At 31.6% G+C, this 18,691-nt stretch carries 16 protein-coding genes and 1 pseudogene; 4 read left to right on the plus strand and 13 right to left on the minus strand.

The annotated features are described in order from the left end of the window. Nucleotides 1-17 precede the first annotated feature (17 nt). The 4 genes from ACJDT4_RS01220 to ACJDT4_RS01235 all read right to left on the minus strand — a co-directional run bounded on the left by ACJDT4_RS01220 (nucleotide 18) and on the right by ACJDT4_RS01235 (nucleotide 5,555). Nucleotides 18-986, minus strand: a complete 969-nt coding sequence (locus tag ACJDT4_RS01220; RefSeq protein ID WP_406785704.1) for a phosphodiester glycosidase family protein — start codon at nucleotides 984-986, stop codon at nucleotides 18-20. A gap of 116 nt (nucleotides 987-1,102) precedes the next feature. Further along, nucleotides 1,103-2,365 (minus strand): serpin family protein, encoded by a 1,263-nt coding sequence (locus tag ACJDT4_RS01225; RefSeq protein ID WP_406785705.1) that lies wholly within the window; start codon nucleotides 2,363-2,365, stop codon nucleotides 1,103-1,105. A gap of 543 nt (nucleotides 2,366-2,908) precedes the next feature. After that, nucleotides 2,909-4,231, minus strand: a complete 1,323-nt coding sequence (locus ACJDT4_RS01230) for a CapA family protein (protein ID WP_406785706.1) — start codon at nucleotides 4,229-4,231, stop codon at nucleotides 2,909-2,911. 16 nt (nucleotides 4,232-4,247) lie between these two features. Then, on the minus strand, nucleotides 4,248-5,555 hold the full coding sequence (locus ACJDT4_RS01235) for an amidohydrolase family protein (RefSeq protein ID WP_406785707.1): 1,308 nt from the start codon (nucleotides 5,553-5,555) through the stop codon (nucleotides 4,248-4,250). A 111-nt stretch (nucleotides 5,556-5,666) separates the two neighbouring features. Between ACJDT4_RS01235 and ACJDT4_RS01240 the strand changes: the two genes are divergently transcribed. Beyond that, the gene (locus tag ACJDT4_RS01240; protein ID WP_406785708.1) at nucleotides 5,667-6,266 is read left to right on the plus strand and encodes a helix-turn-helix domain-containing protein; all 600 of its coding nucleotides are present in this window, start codon (nucleotides 5,667-5,669) and stop codon (nucleotides 6,264-6,266) included. A 202-nt stretch (nucleotides 6,267-6,468) separates the two neighbouring features. Here the strand turns inward: ACJDT4_RS01240 and tnpA are convergent, their stop codons facing one another. The 5 genes and pseudogenes from tnpA to ACJDT4_RS01265 form a co-directional block, all read right to left on the minus strand. Next, nucleotides 6,469-6,942, minus strand: coding sequence for an IS200/IS605 family transposase (gene tnpA / locus ACJDT4_RS01245; protein WP_406785709.1), 474 nt, complete (start codon nucleotides 6,940-6,942; stop codon nucleotides 6,469-6,471). A gap of 210 nt (nucleotides 6,943-7,152) precedes the next feature. After that, on the minus strand, nucleotides 7,153-9,219 hold the full coding sequence (locus ACJDT4_RS01250) for a methyl-accepting chemotaxis protein (protein WP_406785710.1): 2,067 nt from the start codon (nucleotides 9,217-9,219) through the stop codon (nucleotides 7,153-7,155). Between the two features lie 363 nt (nucleotides 9,220-9,582). Then, nucleotides 9,583-10,707 carry a radical SAM protein gene (locus ACJDT4_RS01255; RefSeq protein WP_406785711.1) on the minus strand — a complete coding sequence of 375 codons (1,125 nt, stop codon included), beginning with the start codon at nucleotides 10,705-10,707 and terminating at the stop codon, nucleotides 9,583-9,585. Between the two features lie 183 nt (nucleotides 10,708-10,890). Beyond that, nucleotides 10,891-12,267, minus strand: coding sequence for a 23S rRNA (uracil(1939)-C(5))-methyltransferase RlmD (gene rlmD, locus ACJDT4_RS01260; RefSeq protein ID WP_406785712.1), 1,377 nt, complete (start codon nucleotides 12,265-12,267; stop codon nucleotides 10,891-10,893). Between the two features lie 206 nt (nucleotides 12,268-12,473). Beyond that, a pseudogene (locus ACJDT4_RS01265) lies at nucleotides 12,474-12,638 on the minus strand (ATP-binding protein); the annotation flags it as partial. A 324-nt stretch (nucleotides 12,639-12,962) separates the two neighbouring features. On the opposite strand from ACJDT4_RS01265, the gene ACJDT4_RS01270 reads away from it, so the two are divergent. Next, nucleotides 12,963-13,607, plus strand: a complete 645-nt coding sequence (locus ACJDT4_RS01270) for a LacI family DNA-binding transcriptional regulator (RefSeq protein ID WP_406785713.1) — start codon at nucleotides 12,963-12,965, stop codon at nucleotides 13,605-13,607. Between the two features lie 202 nt (nucleotides 13,608-13,809). Next, complete coding sequence (locus tag ACJDT4_RS01275) at nucleotides 13,810-14,607, plus strand: Cof-type HAD-IIB family hydrolase (RefSeq protein WP_406785714.1); 798 nt, start codon at nucleotides 13,810-13,812, stop codon at nucleotides 14,605-14,607. Between the two features lie 98 nt (nucleotides 14,608-14,705). On the opposite strand, the gene ACJDT4_RS01280 is transcribed toward ACJDT4_RS01275, so the two are convergent. Further along, complete coding sequence (locus tag ACJDT4_RS01280) at nucleotides 14,706-15,065, minus strand: DUF1540 domain-containing protein (RefSeq protein ID WP_406785715.1); 360 nt, start codon at nucleotides 15,063-15,065, stop codon at nucleotides 14,706-14,708. A gap of 179 nt (nucleotides 15,066-15,244) precedes the next feature. Here ACJDT4_RS01280 and ACJDT4_RS01285 point away from each other — a divergent pair, with 179 nt between their 5' ends. Beyond that, a complete protein-coding gene (locus ACJDT4_RS01285; protein ID WP_406785716.1) occupies nucleotides 15,245-15,721 on the plus strand; it encodes a DsrE/DsrF/DrsH-like family protein in 477 nt (158 codons plus the stop codon). A 429-nt stretch (nucleotides 15,722-16,150) separates the two neighbouring features. Here the strand turns inward: ACJDT4_RS01285 and ACJDT4_RS01290 are convergent, their stop codons facing one another. From ACJDT4_RS01290 to ACJDT4_RS01300, 3 genes are read right to left on the minus strand one after another with little or no spacing between them, the layout of a single operon-like run. Then, the gene (locus ACJDT4_RS01290) at nucleotides 16,151-16,867 is read right to left on the minus strand and encodes an ABC transporter ATP-binding protein (RefSeq protein WP_406785717.1); all 717 of its coding nucleotides are present in this window, start codon (nucleotides 16,865-16,867) and stop codon (nucleotides 16,151-16,153) included. Beyond that, a complete protein-coding gene (locus ACJDT4_RS01295; RefSeq protein ID WP_406785718.1) occupies nucleotides 16,860-17,630 on the minus strand; it encodes an ABC transporter ATP-binding protein in 771 nt (256 codons plus the stop codon). The genes ACJDT4_RS01290 and ACJDT4_RS01295 overlap by 8 nt, the downstream gene beginning before the upstream one ends. Then, nucleotides 17,630-18,688: a branched-chain amino acid ABC transporter permease gene (locus ACJDT4_RS01300; protein WP_406785719.1), complete on the minus strand. Its 1,059-nt coding sequence runs from the start codon at nucleotides 18,686-18,688 to the stop codon at nucleotides 17,630-17,632. The genes ACJDT4_RS01295 and ACJDT4_RS01300 overlap by 1 nt, the downstream gene beginning before the upstream one ends. Nucleotides 18,689-18,691: the final 3 nt, after the last annotated feature.

The raw sequence follows: 18,691 nt of genomic DNA on the forward strand, positions 1-18,691 counted from the left end.
TATATTCCTTTACAATTTTATTTTACATAAATTATTGAAGGTACTGCTCTGCCAATTGTTATATTAAATTTAGTGTTAACGCCAAACTTTAAAGTATCACCATTATAATACATAGAAGTAGAACCTCCTCCATCCAAATTATAGGCAGTTACCGCCCCATACTGAAGCATCAAATCTTGAATATCCTTTAAGCTGGCACCAAAATGAAAAGAAGCTGAAAGCCTTCCATCTGTTACTAGCATTATTATTGTACCATCAGCTTTTTGGCCTATAGCGGTCCTTGGTGCTATATCATAAAAACTAGTTTTAGTAACGACACCCTTTCCATCTACTACTAATGCAGGTCCAAAGCATACTGCTTCACTTACATTAAGTTGTTTTAAATCATTAATACTATAAGAACCAACAAGCATTTGTCCATCTTTTGTTATTACCATTGCATCTTCTTTTTCATTATGATTCTTAGATTCGCTATATTTTAAAATACCATTGCTAAATATAAAACCTTCTGGCATATTGTATTTCTCAAATGAAAATCCACCTGCATTAATTGCACAAGCAGCATTGTATCTTGACGCAAGCGTATCTAAATTCATCTTTGGAATATTAAAATCCATACTGTAACCAACTTTTACTCTTTTGGGATTATGTATAAGAAGAACATAACCACTAAAGCTTTTATTAGCATCAAGTTTTAAAAGTTCGATTTTATTATCAATTTTAAACTTTGAAGTATCCGCCTTTTGTGAATGTACCTTGGAATTTTTTGTACCTATTATATTATTTATTTCTTTATCCGATAGAAATATTTTAGCAACATATTGATGTCTTCCAGTCTCCATCAAACTCCCAACTAATGCTTGTTTTACATTTTCATATGGACCATAAAAAGCTAGAAACGGAGAAGTAATAGCTAAAAATATCACCTGAAAAATCAAGAAAAAAGAGGCTTGTACAACAATTTTTTTTATCTTATTTTTATTCACCTTTTATTCTCCTTGAATTTAATTTTATAAAATATGCACTATCATATTATACTTTTTAATTTCTAGTTTTGTATGTTTATTGCAATTATTTGACTTTTTGTTAACTAATTATTAATTTATTGCTTTTCCGTTGGATTATGGGTAATTCCAATAAAAAGAATCGTATCGTTAGATTTTATTGCAAAAATAAAAGGTCTGTTTAAAATCATTTTTGCCACTTCATTTTTAGATGGTGCAGAACCAGAATAATCAATTTTTGTAAATGCTGCTGCTTCTACTCCTTCTTCATCAATGGCGATATGCGTTTGCTGACTAATTTTTGATATAAAAGTTTTGTTATTAGTAATGCCTGAAAAATCTGCATTGTTTTTGAAGGCAGTTTTTATCCCCATACTTTTCAATGTATCATTTAAATCAAAATTATTACCATATGAAAATTTAGGTACCTGAAAGATTACTTTTCCAAAGGTGCTGTCTTGATTCTTAAAAAGAGCCGCAACCTTTTCTGGTGTAGAAATTAGGCTTTCTACACTTACTCCTTTATCTGGAAGAATAAATACCATGCTGCCTCTGTTTTTTAATTCAAGCGACGAAGCTGTATATCCAGAGCCTTTTATAAATCCATGTGAAAAATAGGTTCTATTCATAAAATCACATTGCGCTTTACTGCCATCTGATAAATAAAAAGTATCAGCTTTTGTTTTATTTTTATCAAACCTTTCAATCCATTCATCTTTAAAGTAAATTGTATTTAATATAGCCATAATCTGTTTTTTATCAATATTTATATCAGGTGATAAATTTCCATTTGTATTTTTAGAAATCCAGCTGCTCATAAGCTTTGAAGTATTTTTGCTATCAAAGTTAACGTTAAATAAGTAAGCATAAAATTTATTAACAACATTATCTTCAAAAGATTTATTAAAGAGCATATTATTTTGCAGCCATATAGAATTTGCTATTTTAAGCTTACCTATTTCATTATTACAATATAGCAACTTAAAAAGTTTGCTGTTTTGGTTAGAAACATAATCCACATCCTTTCCCCCCATGCCAAGAGCAGAAAAAATCTCATCCTGTGTAGTATTCTTTGAGCCTATTCCCGCCATAGATAAAGCAATATAAAGACTTGTCGGCGAATAGCTTATATTTTTATTGCTTCCACCTAAAATTTTAGAAGTAGATATAAAAGAAAATTTATTTAAAGACTGCTTAAACTTTTCGTCCAATTGGTTTTCCTCTATATTTTTCAATTTACTCTTTTCATCATTAAAAGAAGTATTCTTAGGATAAACAGGTGCTTTTATGGCTTTATTATTGCAGGCTGAAAGGTTTACTAGCATAGCAATGCTAATGACAAATAGAAATATTTTTTTCATCTAATTCCATCCCCATATATTTATTTTAAAGCAAATCTGTTATTCGTTTATACTATCTTATCACTATTTAGCCCCTATGGAAATATATTTCATAAATGCATTATTAATACTCTCAATTATTATAGATAGACAACATGAAAGTTTGAAAATGGTAATGCCAAGCTTATCCTGTTAAACTGGAATTTGAAAAGAAGAGTAGAGAGTAAGGAGTAGAGTGAATGTGAATTCGCCTTTCGCTTATCTCAGGTAAATCTTAGAACTTAATAGTGTCAGCTGCGCCAAGCACTATATTTTAAGCGCCTTGGGCGCAATAAGTTTTAGATTTTTCGAAGCATAGCAGAGAAAAATCATCCTTCACTCTACTCTCTACTCTATACTCTTTCTTTCAACTTCCAGTTTATACAGATAAATTTGGTATTAGTAATTTAAAGCTTCCAGCTTGTTTATCTATAATCCCATAAACAAGTAGAAGATATTTTATTACTCATTAAAAAAGTTAACAGTCAATCATACCTAGGTATAATTGACTGTTATAACTATATTCTACATAATTTCAACATGCAGCAGTTTATGCATTAATACATCAAGTCGCTTTAATTCTTTAATTTCTGCTTCATTAAAATTCATATAATTATTATTTTTTTCTATCTCTTTTATCAATTTATTGAAATTTATAAGTCTAAAATCAACGCACCTTTCACCTTCCATTTTTGAATAAACATACATAGGTCTAATTTTTATATCCGATATTATTGTTAATTCTTTTCCACTTATTTTTCCCTTAGATATATTTAAACGCAGCAAATTATTCAATCGCGAATTTGGGATATGTTCATGACAGGAAATGAGATCACCAAGAGCATAAATAATAAGCCCCTGCTTTTGTAATCCTGAAAATGGATCATGAAAAGCATACTTTTCCATAGGTTGAACTCCATGTGGATGATTTCCTACGATAACATCTATCCCTAAATCCGCTAGTCTATGTCCCATATCAATCACGTTTTGAATTGGATATGCTTCAAATTCTAAACTCCAATGAATACATGCAATAATCATATCTGCATTTTTCTCAGTCTTTGCTATATTAATCTGTTTTTCTATTAATGAAATATCGCAATCTGGTCTATTAAGTCTTAAATAGTTGACAAGATAGTCCTTTCCTTGTGGAACTACTTTGCCATTTACAGAAAAAGTATATGAAAGAAATGCAATTCTAATGCCATTTTTCTCAATGATAGGAATATCATCTCTTTGCTGCTTACTGCTCGCTGTTCCAACATGTTTGCATCCTTTCTTATCAAGGAATTCAAGAGTTTCAAGTAGTCCAGACTCCCCCATATCAAGGCAATGATTATTTGCAGTAGAAAAAAAATTTATTCCCTTACCATCTTTATAAATCAGATCAAAAACCTCTGGACTATTATTGAGAGCCGGTGCTTTTAGTATACTCTTTGGAACAAAGCTTGCAGCTACAGATGGAACTACTGGTGTCTCAAGATTGGCACAGCATATATCTGCCTCAAACAGAAAATCCTCTGCATCATCCCATAACTTAGATGTGTTATCTGTTCGTATATGATGAGAAGCCAGAATATCTCCTCCAGCTGTAAAACATAATTTTGAAGTTTCTTCAAACCCTTCTGGTAATATAAACCTAAGGTCCTGTTCTCTAAAATATTTTTCAATATTCTTTCCTTGTTCAGCTTTTTCTACCGGGTTAAAAAAATATTTATAACCCCACCACATTTTTTCACCAAAATTCATATATTCTGAATTTCCTTCAAGCTGTTGAGAATACTGAAATTTTTTATTATGCAGTAATCCATTAATTTTGCATACTAATTTTAACAAATTCGTTATCATGTTATCCCTCCTAAGCTTAAATAGTATTAAGTAGCTCATCTACTTTATCTATTTTCTTTACTTGAGGGTTATTAATTAAAGTTTTTCCTGTCATTACCATATCAATCCTTGACAATGCTCGTAAATCAGTTAATGGGTTTTCTTTTGTTACAATAAGGTCTGAAGCCTTACCAACTTCAAGAGTGCCTGTCAATTTATCAATTCCAAGAATTTTAGCATTTTTCTGTGTAGCATTATGAATAGCAGCTTCTGACGAAAGTCCAGCATATTTAGTAACATATTGAAGCTCACGCCATGTATTGTATTGTGTAACAAATGGACAGGAGGAATCTGTACCAAGTCCAGTTAAAATACCTGATTCAGTAGCTTTAACTAATCCTTTTACCATTCCATTAAGAACAATTTTGGCATTTTCAACATTTACAGAACTCATAAGAGTATCCTCAGGATTAAGCTCACATATTGCAACTGCGGCCTGAAGTGTTGGTATAAGACTTGAATATCCTCGAAGAGACTTTGGGTTATTTAGAAAAAGTTCAATTATTTCTTCATCAAAATCTGCACCATGTTCAATTGTATCTACTCCTCCCAAAAGAGCTATTCTCACCCCTTCAGTGCTTTCAGCATGGGCAGCTACCAATAAACCAACTTTATGTGCTTCTTCGCAGACAGCAGAGATTTCTTCCAAGGTCATTGCTAGACGACCAGCTTGTCCAACAACTCTACTATCAGTTACTCCACCAGTAACACATATTTTTATAAGATCAGTTTGCTCGTATACATTCTTACGTACAACTTTTCTCGCTTCCCAAGGAGAATCTGCCACATGAGCAAAACTGCCAGCCCCATGCCCACCGGTAACAGAAATAGCTAATCCTGCTGCCAGCAATCTTGGTCCATTAAGTTTTCCTGAATCAATCATATTTCTAAGTTTCACATCTGAATAAAATAGATCACCAACAGCTCTTATGGTTGTTACACCTGAATTAAGTGCTGTAAGAACATGTTCTTTTACCATACCATCGAGTATCTTTCTCCCAATTTTGGTTCTTAACATACTAACAACCTTTTCCTGCGATTTTCCTCCACCAATGGCTTTCATAGGTTTCCCACTGCCAAATAAATGTGCATGGGCATTTATTAGTCCAGGCATAACATATTTACCACCTATATCCAAATTAGTATACCCTTTCGGTACCTTAACTTCAGAAACTTTTCCTATTTGTTCTATCTTACCATCATTTACTAACATAGTCATATCTTCTTTTAAACCGGAATTTATACCATCTATAATATTACAATTTGTTAATACATAATTTGACATGATATCATCTCCTAATCTATAAAATTTATTTTAATATCACAATATTGACTTTATCTGTTTTCAGGCATAGTATTATAAATGACTTTTTGAATCTGTTTTGGAGGAAATTATATGAATATTACAAAACTTAAGCAAATCCGAAAATCTAAAGGTTATACCTTATCAACTCTTAGTAGTATAATTGGCTGCACCTCAAGCTACTTATCTCAATTGGAACGTGGTCTTAAGCAACCATCCCTAGAAATGCTAAGACGTATATGCGATTGCCTTGATGTTCCTATACTTATTTTCTTTTCAGAAGATGAAACTTCAAATTCCAAGGTTAATAATCAAGATAACAACGAATATAGCATCATTAGACATGACAACAGAAAAAAAATTGTCATACCAGATATATTAACTGAATATGAATTTATTACTCCTTATAATGTAGATGGAAGTGATAACTCTCGCATCGTTGGAATGTATACCACTCTTGCCCCTGGAAAATGGGCATGCGAAAAATTAATTTCACTTAATTTTGATTTTAGTGTTTTTATCCTTCAAGGAACTGCCACCGTCAGTTTGAAGGAAACTACATTAATACTCAAGAAGGGAGATAGCATATACTTTAACTCAGGAACTCAACATAATTTTTACAATTCAGGCAATGAACAACTTGTCATTATTGGATACGGTGAACGTAATAAATTAATATTAACTCACAGTTAATTAACTACAAGTTAATATTAATTTATATATTATACTATGTCAATAAAGAATACTGTATATTATTTACTACATATAAAAATCATAACTACCCGTAAAACGGATAGTTTGCTCTAGCCCTATAAGGGCGTATTACTGGCTGTCCTACTCGCACACTGAACGGTATGCCAACCGCATGCCTTTAATGGCTGCACCTAAAAGGTGCTTATTTTTTGCCTTTTTTTACTGTCTCACCCGTAAACGGGTCAATATACTCTTTGAAACTTATCTGTTCATATGCTAAATTTTCTTGTATCTGATTTTTTATATATTCTTCTATGACTTTTTTGTTCCTTCCAACAGTATCAACATAATATCCTTTACACCAAAATTGCCTATTACCATATTTATATTTTAAATTTGCATGTCTATCAAAAATAATCAGTGAACTTTTTCCTTTTAAATATCCCATAAACTGCGATACACTTAATTTAGGTGGTATGCTTACAAGCATATGTATATGATCGTTACATGCATTAGCTTCAATAGTTTCTACACCTTTTTGCTCACATAATTTTCTTAGTATTATTCCTATATCAACTTTTATTTTCCCGTATATTATTTGTCTTCTGTACTTTGGTGCAAAAACTATATGATATTTACAATTCCACTTACTATGTGCTAAACTACTATTGTCCACTTTGGACACACCTCCAATATATTTTAGTTGTGGTTGGCAAACCTACTTCTATTTTATATTGGAGTTTTTCTTTTTTCTACTCATAGCTATAAGCTTTCCGGGAACCACAGGTAAAACCTGTGGTATTCTAGATACAAAAACAGGGGTGACACATTAATTTTTTAATGCGTCACCCCCATTGACAGAAATTTGTGTAAAACTTCTTTGAAACTAAACCTTGAATTTTTCTATTAATACTCTTAATTCTTCTGAAATCATGGCTAAACTCTCACCTGCATTAGCAATATCTTCAATTGTAGCAGTTTGCTCTTCCATAGAAGCAGATGCCTGCTCTGTCCCAGCAGCATTCTCTTCTGATATTGCTGATAAATTTTGCGCTAATTCAATAATTTTGCTTTTATTTTTCTCCATTAAATTTGCAGAATCATTAAGCTTATTTATTACATCTTTGATGGCATCTATTGCCTCTGCTATACCTTCAAATTTCCCTTCAGTTGCTTCAACACTATAAGTCTGCTCTTCAGCGATCTGTTTTGTTTGTTTTATCAAATCAACTGCATTTTGCGATTTTATTTTTAGCTCATTTATTACTGTTTTAATATCATTTGTAAAGCTATTAGATTGTTCTGCAAGTTTCCTTATCTCATCAGCAACAACTGCAAAACCTTTCCCTGCTTCTCCTGCCCTTGCAGCTTCTATTGCAGCATTTAAAGCTAAAAGATTAGTCTGATCTGCGATGCTTTGAATCATAGTACTTGCCTCTTCAATTTTTTCTGCACTTTCATTATTACTTACAATAATTTTATAAACATTGCTAGAAGCATCATTATTTTTCTGAGTCTTATCAATAAGCTCTTTTAAAATTGAATATCCTTCTTCTTTTTGACTTTCAATTTGAGCTGCTGCAACATTAAGTTCCTTTATATAATTTAAATCTTGTTCTAATAAATCACCTAATTGTTCCACATTACTAGCTACTGTTTGAGTATCATTAGCCTGATCAACTGCTCCTTTTGCAATTTCTCCAATAGTTTTAGACACTTCATTTGATGCAGTAGCTGCTTGCTCAGAAGTAGCAGTTAACTCCTGTGATGAAGCTGCTACATGCTCCGCCGCCTCTGAAGTTTTGTGAATGAACTCTGCCACATTATCTCTCATAACTTTAAAAGCTCTCACCATATTTCCTGTTTCGTCTTTTCTATTGAAATATTTTATTGCGTCTGAGTTTTCATCTAACGAGAAATCCAAATTAGCAAAATCTTGTGTTCTATTTGTAATTGCCAATATAGGTTTTGTTATACTGCTGGAAACAAAATTAAATAAAATAAATGTTAATACTAGCAGTGCTAACGCAGAAATTATTACTATATTAATTATTTCTTTTGAACTATCCATTAATTCTTTTTCTGTGATAAGTGATGCTAATATCCAATCAGTTCCTTTAACCTTATATGGATTTACTATATATTTTTCACCATTAATAGTAACATCAAATGATTTTAAATCTTTAGCTAGGAGCTTATCTAAACCTTTAATACCAACCTCATCAACTTTTTTAAAATTGTTTTTAGGATTTTTTCCATCTGCCATTATATATCCTTTATTATGTACAATCATTGAATATCCTGTTTTACCAATTTTCATTTTATTTAGCATATCGCTGATCTCAGATTGTTGTACATCAATTCCTATTGCACCTAAAACCTTTCCATTTTTATCGGTAAACGAACGAGCATTACTTGTAACCATTAGAGATTTGTAAATATACGGTTCCGTTCTAATAATACTTCCATCCTTAGCCATTGCAGTAGTAAACCAAATTCTTTTTGAAGGATCATATCCTGCGGGAATGCTTTCTTCTGGCCATTGTATATATCTTCCATCCGATGTTCCCAAATATACATAGCTTGTACCTTTATGACTATTAGCATATTGTTCAAACACTTTATAGATTGTTTGTTCCATTCCGCCATTAGTAGATGGTTTCATTTGAGTATCCTTAGTTGCATTTTTATAAGTTGTGCCGCTATTACCAAGCATCATTACTGAAGGATTTGATGCTAACATATCAATGTTTTTGTCTATTTGTGCATAAAATATGTTAATTGCCTGGGAAACAATCTTCATTTGTTCCTGTGCATTAATAAAATAATCATTACGAGCCTTTTTATTTACCTTGTAGATTACAATACTGCTAATACTGCCTAAAGTTATCAAAAGAACTAGCATTGAAGATATTAATATCTTTCCCTTTATTCCACCAAACCTTTTATTCATAGTATAAGCTCCTTTCATCTGCCGAATGTCCAAGTCTCGACTATAATTGATATTGTTCTATATAGCAATTATAGATTACGCCTTATTTAACCACAAAACTTATCATAATGATAAAATTTTGCTCTTTAAATATGATTTAATATATAATTGAACAACTATTCTTGTCTAAAATTATACCTTCGGGTTTCCCTTTAGTCAACATTAAAGTTAGATTTTTCTGAATTTTCATTCGCTAGCAAAGCCAATAAATTTTCTACTATAGCCACTATCATTTTTTTATCTAACAAACAAAAATAATGCCACCTAGACTTAATAGTCTTTGGTGGCATTTTATTTTTCTTAAAGATAAAATTACAAAACCATTTAAAAAAACAACTCTCCAGGCTTATATCCTTCAGGTAGTTCTTCTTCACTTAAAAATTTAAAATTATCATCACGTAATATTGGTAAAAATGCTTCATATGGAGTTCTATTGAATTCACAGCCATAACTGCTAGCTCCAAACCATTTACCCTCTTTGCTGCTAAGGTTTAAATCTCTTGTGAACTTTGTATAATTTGAGCAATCATGAACTACTAAGTCCCATTTTTCTTCATCGGCTATCTTCATGAATTTTAAAGTCAGTTCTCTGCTCCAAGTTGGAGATATATATCCATGTCTAGAAATATACATATTTTCTCCATCGTAATTACCTATGTTATTTTCATTTAAATGTAATTCTGCACAGTTAATAAAATCAAGCTTTGTATCTAAAATCGCTTGCTTTTTCTTAAGGAAACCTTTGAAAAGCTCAGGGGTCATTGGAGTTTCAATACCTACATTTTTAATATATTTTTTTGCTATTTTAATATTTTCGATAACCTTGTCCGAACAATTAGAAGCTCCAAGGTTGAAACGTATCTCATCAAGACCAGCTTCTCCTAATGCTTTCAAAGTCTCATCTGTAGCCGCAATTCCATTTGTATATAAATGCTGATGAACCCCTGCAGCACTAAATTTCTTTATTACAGAATAGTATTTTTCAATTTCCATGAATGGTTCTAAATAAACATAGGCAACACCAGTAGGTTTCTTATGTATAGAAAGAAGTAAATCAATATCTTTATCATAAAATCTTGTACCACCAATTTCCCACATACCTTCGCCAATTGGAGGAATATCTCCTAGCACTCCATAATCATAGCAAAACTTACATGCAGCATTGCATTTATTTGTTTTCCTAATTGCACTCAAACCAGTACCCATTAAACAAGAAATACATCCTTTTGGAAATTTATCTTCACTTCCTACAAAAAAAGTTCTATCCTTCAAAGTTTTTAACCCTTTAATCTGAGACATTAATATATCATTTCTATGATCAATAGCTGCCTCAATTTGCGCAAATGTAGCATAAATAATTTCCTGCTGTTTTGTCATAAGCTCCTGATCTTCTGGCAGCATTGCAAAAAATTCAAACCATGCAAGTGCATCTTTCTTTGATATTTTCATAGTATATCCTCCTATAATCAGTTTTATATAATCAATGCTATAGTAAAATGTCATTTTTTAATATTCGGCTTGCTCTTATATATAAATTGAATCCGCACAAAGTATAATTATATCATAAATAATATACTCTTAATACTTTTCATTCCTAATGATTTTTTTCAGCAAATGATTCTATCTTACTTTTTACAATCTTTCAAGCTTAACGACGTTCTCTACATGCCCCGTCCAAGGAAACATATCTACCGGCTGAACTTCCTCCACCTTATATCCAAGTTCACTTAATATTCCTAAATCCCTACCCAAAGTTGCAGGATCACAGGAAACATAAACTATAGTTCTAGGTTCAGCATTTGCTATAGACTCAAGTAAAATCTTCTCACAGCCTTTTCTTGGTGGATCAACAACTACAACCTCTGGTTTTATTCCTCTTTCAATTAACTTTGGTATTTCATCTTCTGATTTTCCAACAATAAATTCAGTATTACTTACTTTATTTTGAGCTGCATTAATTTTTGCATTTTCAATTGCCTCTGGTATTATTTCTACTCCGTACACCATTTTTGCATTTTGAGATAAGAATAAAGATATAGTTCCTGTTCCACAATAGGCATCAAATACAATTTCCTTTCCTGTAAGCCCTGCATACTTAAGTGCTGCAGCATAAAGCTTTTCTGTCTGCACTGGATTAACTTGAAAAAAAGATTTTGAAGAAATATTAAATTTAAATTTACCTATGTAATCCTGTATTTGATCGTCTCCCCATAAAGTTATTTCCTTTTCTCCAAGAATTACATTTGTTTTTTTGCTATTGATATTTTGAATTATTCCTGTTATTCCATCAATATTTTGAGTTAGTCTTTCTATAAGCTCCTTCTTATGTGGTAAAGCTTCATTTACTGTAACCAAAACAAGCATTATCTGTCCTGTTTTAAAGCCTTTTCTTATCATAATATGTCTTAAAGTGCCCTTACCCGTCTGTTCATCGTAACTTTTTATTTTAAACTTATTCATCCACTCTTTAACAAACTTAATCATCTCATTTGCAGCTTCAAATTGTATATGGCATTTATCTATATCTATTATTTCATGGCTTCTCTCTGCATAAAATCCAATTTGAACTTCACCATTTTTTTCTCCAACAGGAAGCTGAACTTTGTTTCTATAATAATACGGCGGCTCCATTCCAATGGTGTCATGTACAGTTACAGAATTCATTTTAATTTTCCCTATTCTTTCAATACAATCAATAACCTTCTGCTTTTTAAACTCAAGCTGAACTTCGTATGAAAGATGCTGCATCTGACATCCACCACATCTTTTATATGCAGGACATATTGGTTCAATTCTATCTTTAGATTTCTCAATTATGTCCATAACTCTGCCAAAAGCAAAATTCTTGCTTACTTTAGTAATTTTCACCTTCACCTTTTCACCTTTAACTGCGCCTTTTACAAACACAGTAAAGTTATCTATTTTCCCAATGCCCTCACCCATGCTTCCAAAACCATCTATGTAAATTTCATAATCTTTATTTTTTTCTACAGGAATTATTTTGTTCATAAATTTCACCCTTCTAAGTATATTTTGAAGAGTACTGACTACAGGTTATAAAGCACAGTTAAGCATATAATTTTTAAAATTTTCTGCATCAGCAGAAAATTAACCTTCACTGTACTCTCTGCTCTCTACTCTTTACTCTGATTTCTTATTATATCATATTCATATTTTTTCTACATTAATTAACAATAAACTATTAAAAAGCTTACTTACTCAATAAGAATATATATTTTAACCGCTGCTCCTCCACAAGCATTATTGTTAGCTTCAACAGAACCTTTAAATTTATCAACTAAATTTTTAACAATATAAAGGCCTAATCCATAATGTCCCTTCTCCTTAAATCTAGATTCGTCACTCTGATAGAAGCTTTTAAAAACGTTTTTCTTATTAGAAAATCCGCCTTAAAACTTTTATTTATAATTTTATCTTTATTCTTATTAATATAATCTTCAACTTTAAGAACCTTGGAACTGTAATAATTTCCTGTTAATATTATTCCCTTTTCAAATGGGCATTTATCCTTGAAACTTTATTGCTCCAATTAAATTTTTATCTAAATTTAATTATAAACATATTTAAGCCTAAATAAAAAACCCCTCAAAATAAAATGTACCCTATAGAGTAAACATTATAAAAAAGTCTATCCTATAAGGTATTTTGTGTATAACGGAGTAAATAATATTAAGAGAATACAAATGAGCAAAGAAAAAGTTACTATACAAGATATTGCCGATTCATTAAATCTTTCTAGAAATACAGTATCTAAAGCCTTGAACGGAAATGATAGTATACCTGAATCAACTAAAAATAGAATTATAAAAAAAACTGTTGAATTAAAATATAAACAATTTGCTTTTATAAATAATGAAAATCTATCTATTCATATTATAAGGCAAGCTGAAATTGATGCGCTTATCCTTCCAAATAATTTTGAATTGAAGAATGTTGATGGGATAGTATGCATTGAGTTATTTAATAAAGCTTATACACAACTAATAAATAATCTAGGACTTCCTACTATTTTCATAGACTGCACCGCTTTAAAGCTTGACTTATCTTTTTGTATAACTGAAGATGATAAATTTCCATATGTAAGTCCAGATTGGATAAATAGCAAACTTGATGCTATGGATAAACTTCCTTCAGCATTCGTACACGTAAATGACTTTGTTGCAGTTGGTTTAGTAAAAGCTTTGAAAAATAAAAACATAAAAATTCCTGAGGATATTCTTGTAACTGGCTTCGATGACTCTCATGAATCTAGTATTATTGACCCTCACTTAACAACAGTCCATATATATAGTAATGAGATGGGTACTATCGCTGCAGATTTAATTTAACAAATATTTTTAAAAAATAATATATAACGAACATAAAAAAGGGCTAAATCTCTCTAGCCCTTTGATTTAAAGATATATTTACGTTCCATAAAACAAATCGTCTCAACGTGCCCGGTTTCTGGAAACATATCTACCGGCTGAACTTCCATATGTATTATGATATAATATAAGTATATTTTATACCAACTCGGAGGTAACGTGCATGATAAAATTAATTGCTACAGATATGGATGGAACACTGCTTAACAGCAATGGACAAATTCCTGATGAATTTTCAACAATTTTAAATAATTTATTTGATAAAGAAATTACATTTTGTGTTGCAAGCGGAAGACAGTATTTCACCCTAAGGGATAACCTTGCTGATTTTAAAGATAAGATTACTTTTATAGCTGAAAATGGTGCCTTTATAGTTAAAAACGATAAAGAATTATTTTCCAAAACCTTAGACAGAGTAATGGTTACTGAAGTTATCAAGGATCTAAACAAACTTTCTGATTGCAAGGCAGTTTTATGCGGCAAAAAAAGTGCATATGTACTTGATAAGTCTGCTGAATTTGTTGATGAAGTAAAAAAGTATTATCACAGATGTGCTGCAGCCAATAGCTTTGATGAAATTGATGATGAGCTTTTTAAGATAGCTGTATATGACCCTAAAGGGCCCGCAAATAATTCTAATTTAGCTCTATCTGAAAAATGGAGCAAACGCCTTCAACTCACAATTTCAGGACAAGTATGGCTTGATATAGGACGAAATGACATAAACAAAGGAACTTCAATAAAATTTCTTCAAGATTATTTTGGAATAACAGAAAATGAGACCATGGCATTTGGTGACTATTATAATGATGTCTCAATGCTTCAAAATGTATATCACAGCTATGTTATGGAAAATGCTCCCGATGGAGTTAAAAAGCACGGACGGTTTATTGCTAGAAGCAACGATGACAACGGAGTACTACGAGTTATCAAACATAAAGTTTTACAGGTAGAAGCCTAAGAAATCAGAGTAAAGATGACAGAGTACAGTATAAGTTTTAAATTTTCTGCTTCAACAGAAAATTAACCTTCACTCTGCTCTCTACTCTATTTTCATCCCTATTGCTCTACAAAGGTTTCACATTCTGTTCCTTCACTAGTAACTGCTCCAGGTCCGTAAATCTGCACAGTTCTAGCTATACATTCTTTGTTTGCATTATGCTTACAATTTACAGCCTGACATTTTATTTTAGGACTCATTTCTATAGAACTTCCTGCAAAAATTTGTCTTATTTCTCCTGGTATATTCATATTAGTCAAATTAGAAAGAGCATTTCTTATTCCTCTCTCTGCAAAAGTCTCACATTCAGTTCCATCTGAAGCATGAGCCCTTATTCCATGAACATTTATAGTACTTGCTGTACATAATCCATTTATATTATTTACACAGGTATTAGCACTGCACATTAACTTAGCCATAAATTTCCCTCCTGCAATGATTAGTTTACATTATTATTTCACTTTAAAGGAATTTTTATGTATAGTAATAAATTTTAATGATGTCACCATATTTATCACAAATATCAAAAATTAATACATTTATAAATGTTCTAACGGAAATACTATAAAAAAACTATTTATGAAAAGAGGCTCCTTAAATGAAGAAAAAATTAAGTTTATTATTATTCAGCGGTGAATATGATAAGGCTTTAGTTGCTCTTATTCTTGCAAATACAGCAGCAGAAGCAGATATGGATGTAAGTATCTTTTTTGCCTTCTGGGGACTTTTTATTTTAAGAGACCCAGACAAAGTATCTGAAGAAAATAAGACTGCAATGGAAAAAATGTTTGGTGCAATGACTCCAAAGGGTCCAGAAGAACTTCCACTTTCCAAAATGAATTTTTCTGGTTTGGGTAAAAAAATGCTTCAAGCTATGATGGCTGAGGATGAAACTCCAACTCTAAAAAACTTTTTAAATGGCGCAATAAAAAAAGGAATTAAATTTTATGGATGTAAGCTCTCAGTAGACGTCATGGGTTTTAAAAAAGAAGAACTTTTACCACAGCTTGAAATTATTGAAGCAAAAGACTATCTAAAGGATGCTACTTCATCAGATATTCAGCTATTCATTTAAAAATAATGCTAAGTAACAATGCTTCGTCGCATTAAAAAAATCCTATAAATCTCAGTGGCAATTCTAAGCGAGTGCTTGCTTGAAGTATAGAAGGATAATGCGCAAAGCCCAAACCTCGTGCATGTTTACTCGCTGAAAAAACGCTCAAACAGATTGAAATATCTAAGTATTTTATGATTTTTGAGTCAAAATTTATTAGGATTTTTTTAAATCGTTACTTCAGCATTGTTACTTAGCTCTCACAGTAGTACAAGGAAAAAATTCCTCCGTACCTACGGAATTTTGGCGTAAATCTTAGAACTTAATAGTATCAGTTTCGCTGGACACTATTGTTTATGCCATGTGCAAGCATTAAGTTTAAGATTTTCCCCAGCAGTAGCGAAGAAAAATCATCCTTCACTCTACTCTTTACTCTGTACTCTGATTTTATTATTTCGCTGCTGTTTCTCCTAGGTATGCTTTCTTTATTTCATCATTATTAAGCAGTTCTTTTCCAGTACCACTCAAAGTTATTCTTCCTGTTTCCATGATGTAGCCAATATCAGCTATTTTTAGAGCTGCGTTAGCATTCTGCTCTATTAAAAGAACGGTCATACCATCTTTATTTATTTTTTTTATAATCTCAAATAATCCCTTTACTATTATAGGTGCAAGACCAAGAGAAGGCTCATCCATCATTATTAATTTTGGCCTTGACATAAGAGCTCGTCCTATGGCAAGCATTTGCTGCTCTCCACCAGATAAGGTTCCAGATAGCTGCCAGGTTCTTTCCTTTAACCTGGGAAATAAAGAATAAACCTTTTCCAAATCATCTTCTATGCCTTTACGATCTTTTCTAGAATAAGCACCTATTTTTAAATTTTCAAGCACAGTTAAATCTTCAAAAACTTTTCTTCCTTCTGGCACCAAAGCTATTCCATTTCTAACCATACTCTCAGTACTAATCTTTGTTAAATCCTTACCTTCATACTCTATAGCTCCACTTTTAGGTTTTACAAGTCCAACTACCGCTTTTAATGTTGTACTCTTACCGGCTCCATTAGCTCCAACCAAGGTAACTATTTTGCCACTTGGCACCTCTAGGCTTATACCTTTTAAAGCCTCTATACCACCATATGCCACTACTAAATCCTTTATTTTAATCATCCTCGGATACCCCCAAATATGCGTCTATAACCTTCTTATCATTTTGTATTTGAGAAGGAGTGCCTTTAGCTATGGTAATTCCATACTCAAAAACCTGTATCTTATCTGACAAGCCCATGACCATACTCATATGATGCTCTATCATAAATATTGATAATTTATATTTATCCTTTATCTCTTTTACAAATTCAGAAAGTTCATCCGTCTCTGTTGGATTCATACCTGCTGCTGGTTCATCAAGTAAAAGAAGCTTTGGATTAGTTGCAAGCGCCCTTGCTATTTCAAGCTTTCTCTGTTTACCATAAGGAAGTGAGCTTGATTTCTCGTATTTTAAATCTTCTAAGCCCAAATCCCTTAAAAGTTCAAGAGACTTATCAAGCATTTCTTTTTCCTCTCTTTTGTATTTTGGAAGCTTTAGTATAGCTTCAATAAAATTTGATTTTATATGAACATGATTAGCTATCAATACATTATCAAGTACATTTAAATCTTTAAAAAGTCGTATATTCTGAAAGGTTCTTGCAATTCCCTCTTTTGTTATAAGATCCTGCCTTTTGCCTGTAATATCCTTACCATTAAAAATTATTTTACCTTTTGTAGGCGTATAAACATTCGTTATCATATTAAAAGCTGTAGTTTTACCTGCTCCATTAGGTCCTATTAAAGATACTATTTCACCTTCATTTATCTCAAGATTAAAATCTTTAACAGCAGTAAGGCCTCCAAACTGCATTGTAGCATCTTCCACTTTAAGCAATGCCATTAGTTTTTCCCTCCTTGTTTTAGAGGTTTTTTAGTAAAAATTCTAAATATAGATTTCCAGCTAAACTCTTTTGTCCCCATAATTCCATTTCTAAAGAATAAAACTATAACCATTAAAAGCACTGAGAAAACAACCATTCTTAATCCCGGTATACCTTGAAACTTAATAAACCCAATTCCAAATTCCTTTTCCATATCCAGAAATCTCAGTAACTCACCTAAAATAGTTACAACAAAAGCTGAAATTATAGAACCAGTCACACTTCCCATTCCACCAATTACTACTATAAGGAGTATATTGAAGGTAAGTACAAATTTAAACATGCTAGGGTCTATTGTTCCAAGCAAGTTTCCTAAAAGTCCTCCTCCTATTCCTGCGAAAAAAGCACCTGTAGTAAAAGCTATGGTTTTATGCTTAAATAAATTAATTCCCATACTTTCAGCTGCAATAGAATCCTCTCTTATAGCCTTTAATGCTCTTCCAAAAGAACTATTTATAAGTGAAACTATCACTATAACGGTAAAAATAGCAACTCCAAAACTCCAATATAAATTTGTAGTATTAGGAATACCTCTAAGCCCTAAAGCACCATTAGTTAAACTTTGTAAGTTATTCAAAATAATTCTTATTATTTCAGCAAAGCCTAAGGTTGCAATTGCAAGGTAGTCACCTTTAAGTCTAAGCGCTGGTGCTGCTATTAAAAATGCCAATACTGCAGAAACAATTCCGGCTATAATTAATGCTGGAAGAAAAGAAATTGATATATGATTTAAAGGTGATATTAAAGGTTCCATAAAAAAATTCTGATTTTTAACCTTAGGAGCCATTGTAAGCAGAGCTGTTGTATAAGCTCCAACTGCTATAAAGCCCGCGTGTCCCAATGAAAACAGTCCAGTAAATCCATTTATAAGATTCATGCTAAGTCCCAAAATTGTATATATTGCACATAGATTTAAAATTCTTATTTTGTAATTATCCAAATAATTATCTGCAAAAATTAAAAGTAAAAATATAACCAAAATAAGTGCTATATTTAAAAGCTTGTTTTTTTTCAACATAAG

It is taken from the genome of Clostridium neuense, assembly GCF_045310695.1.
In the GTDB taxonomy this organism is placed as follows: domain Bacteria; phylum Bacillota; class Clostridia; order Clostridiales; family Clostridiaceae; genus Clostridium_S; species Clostridium_S neuense.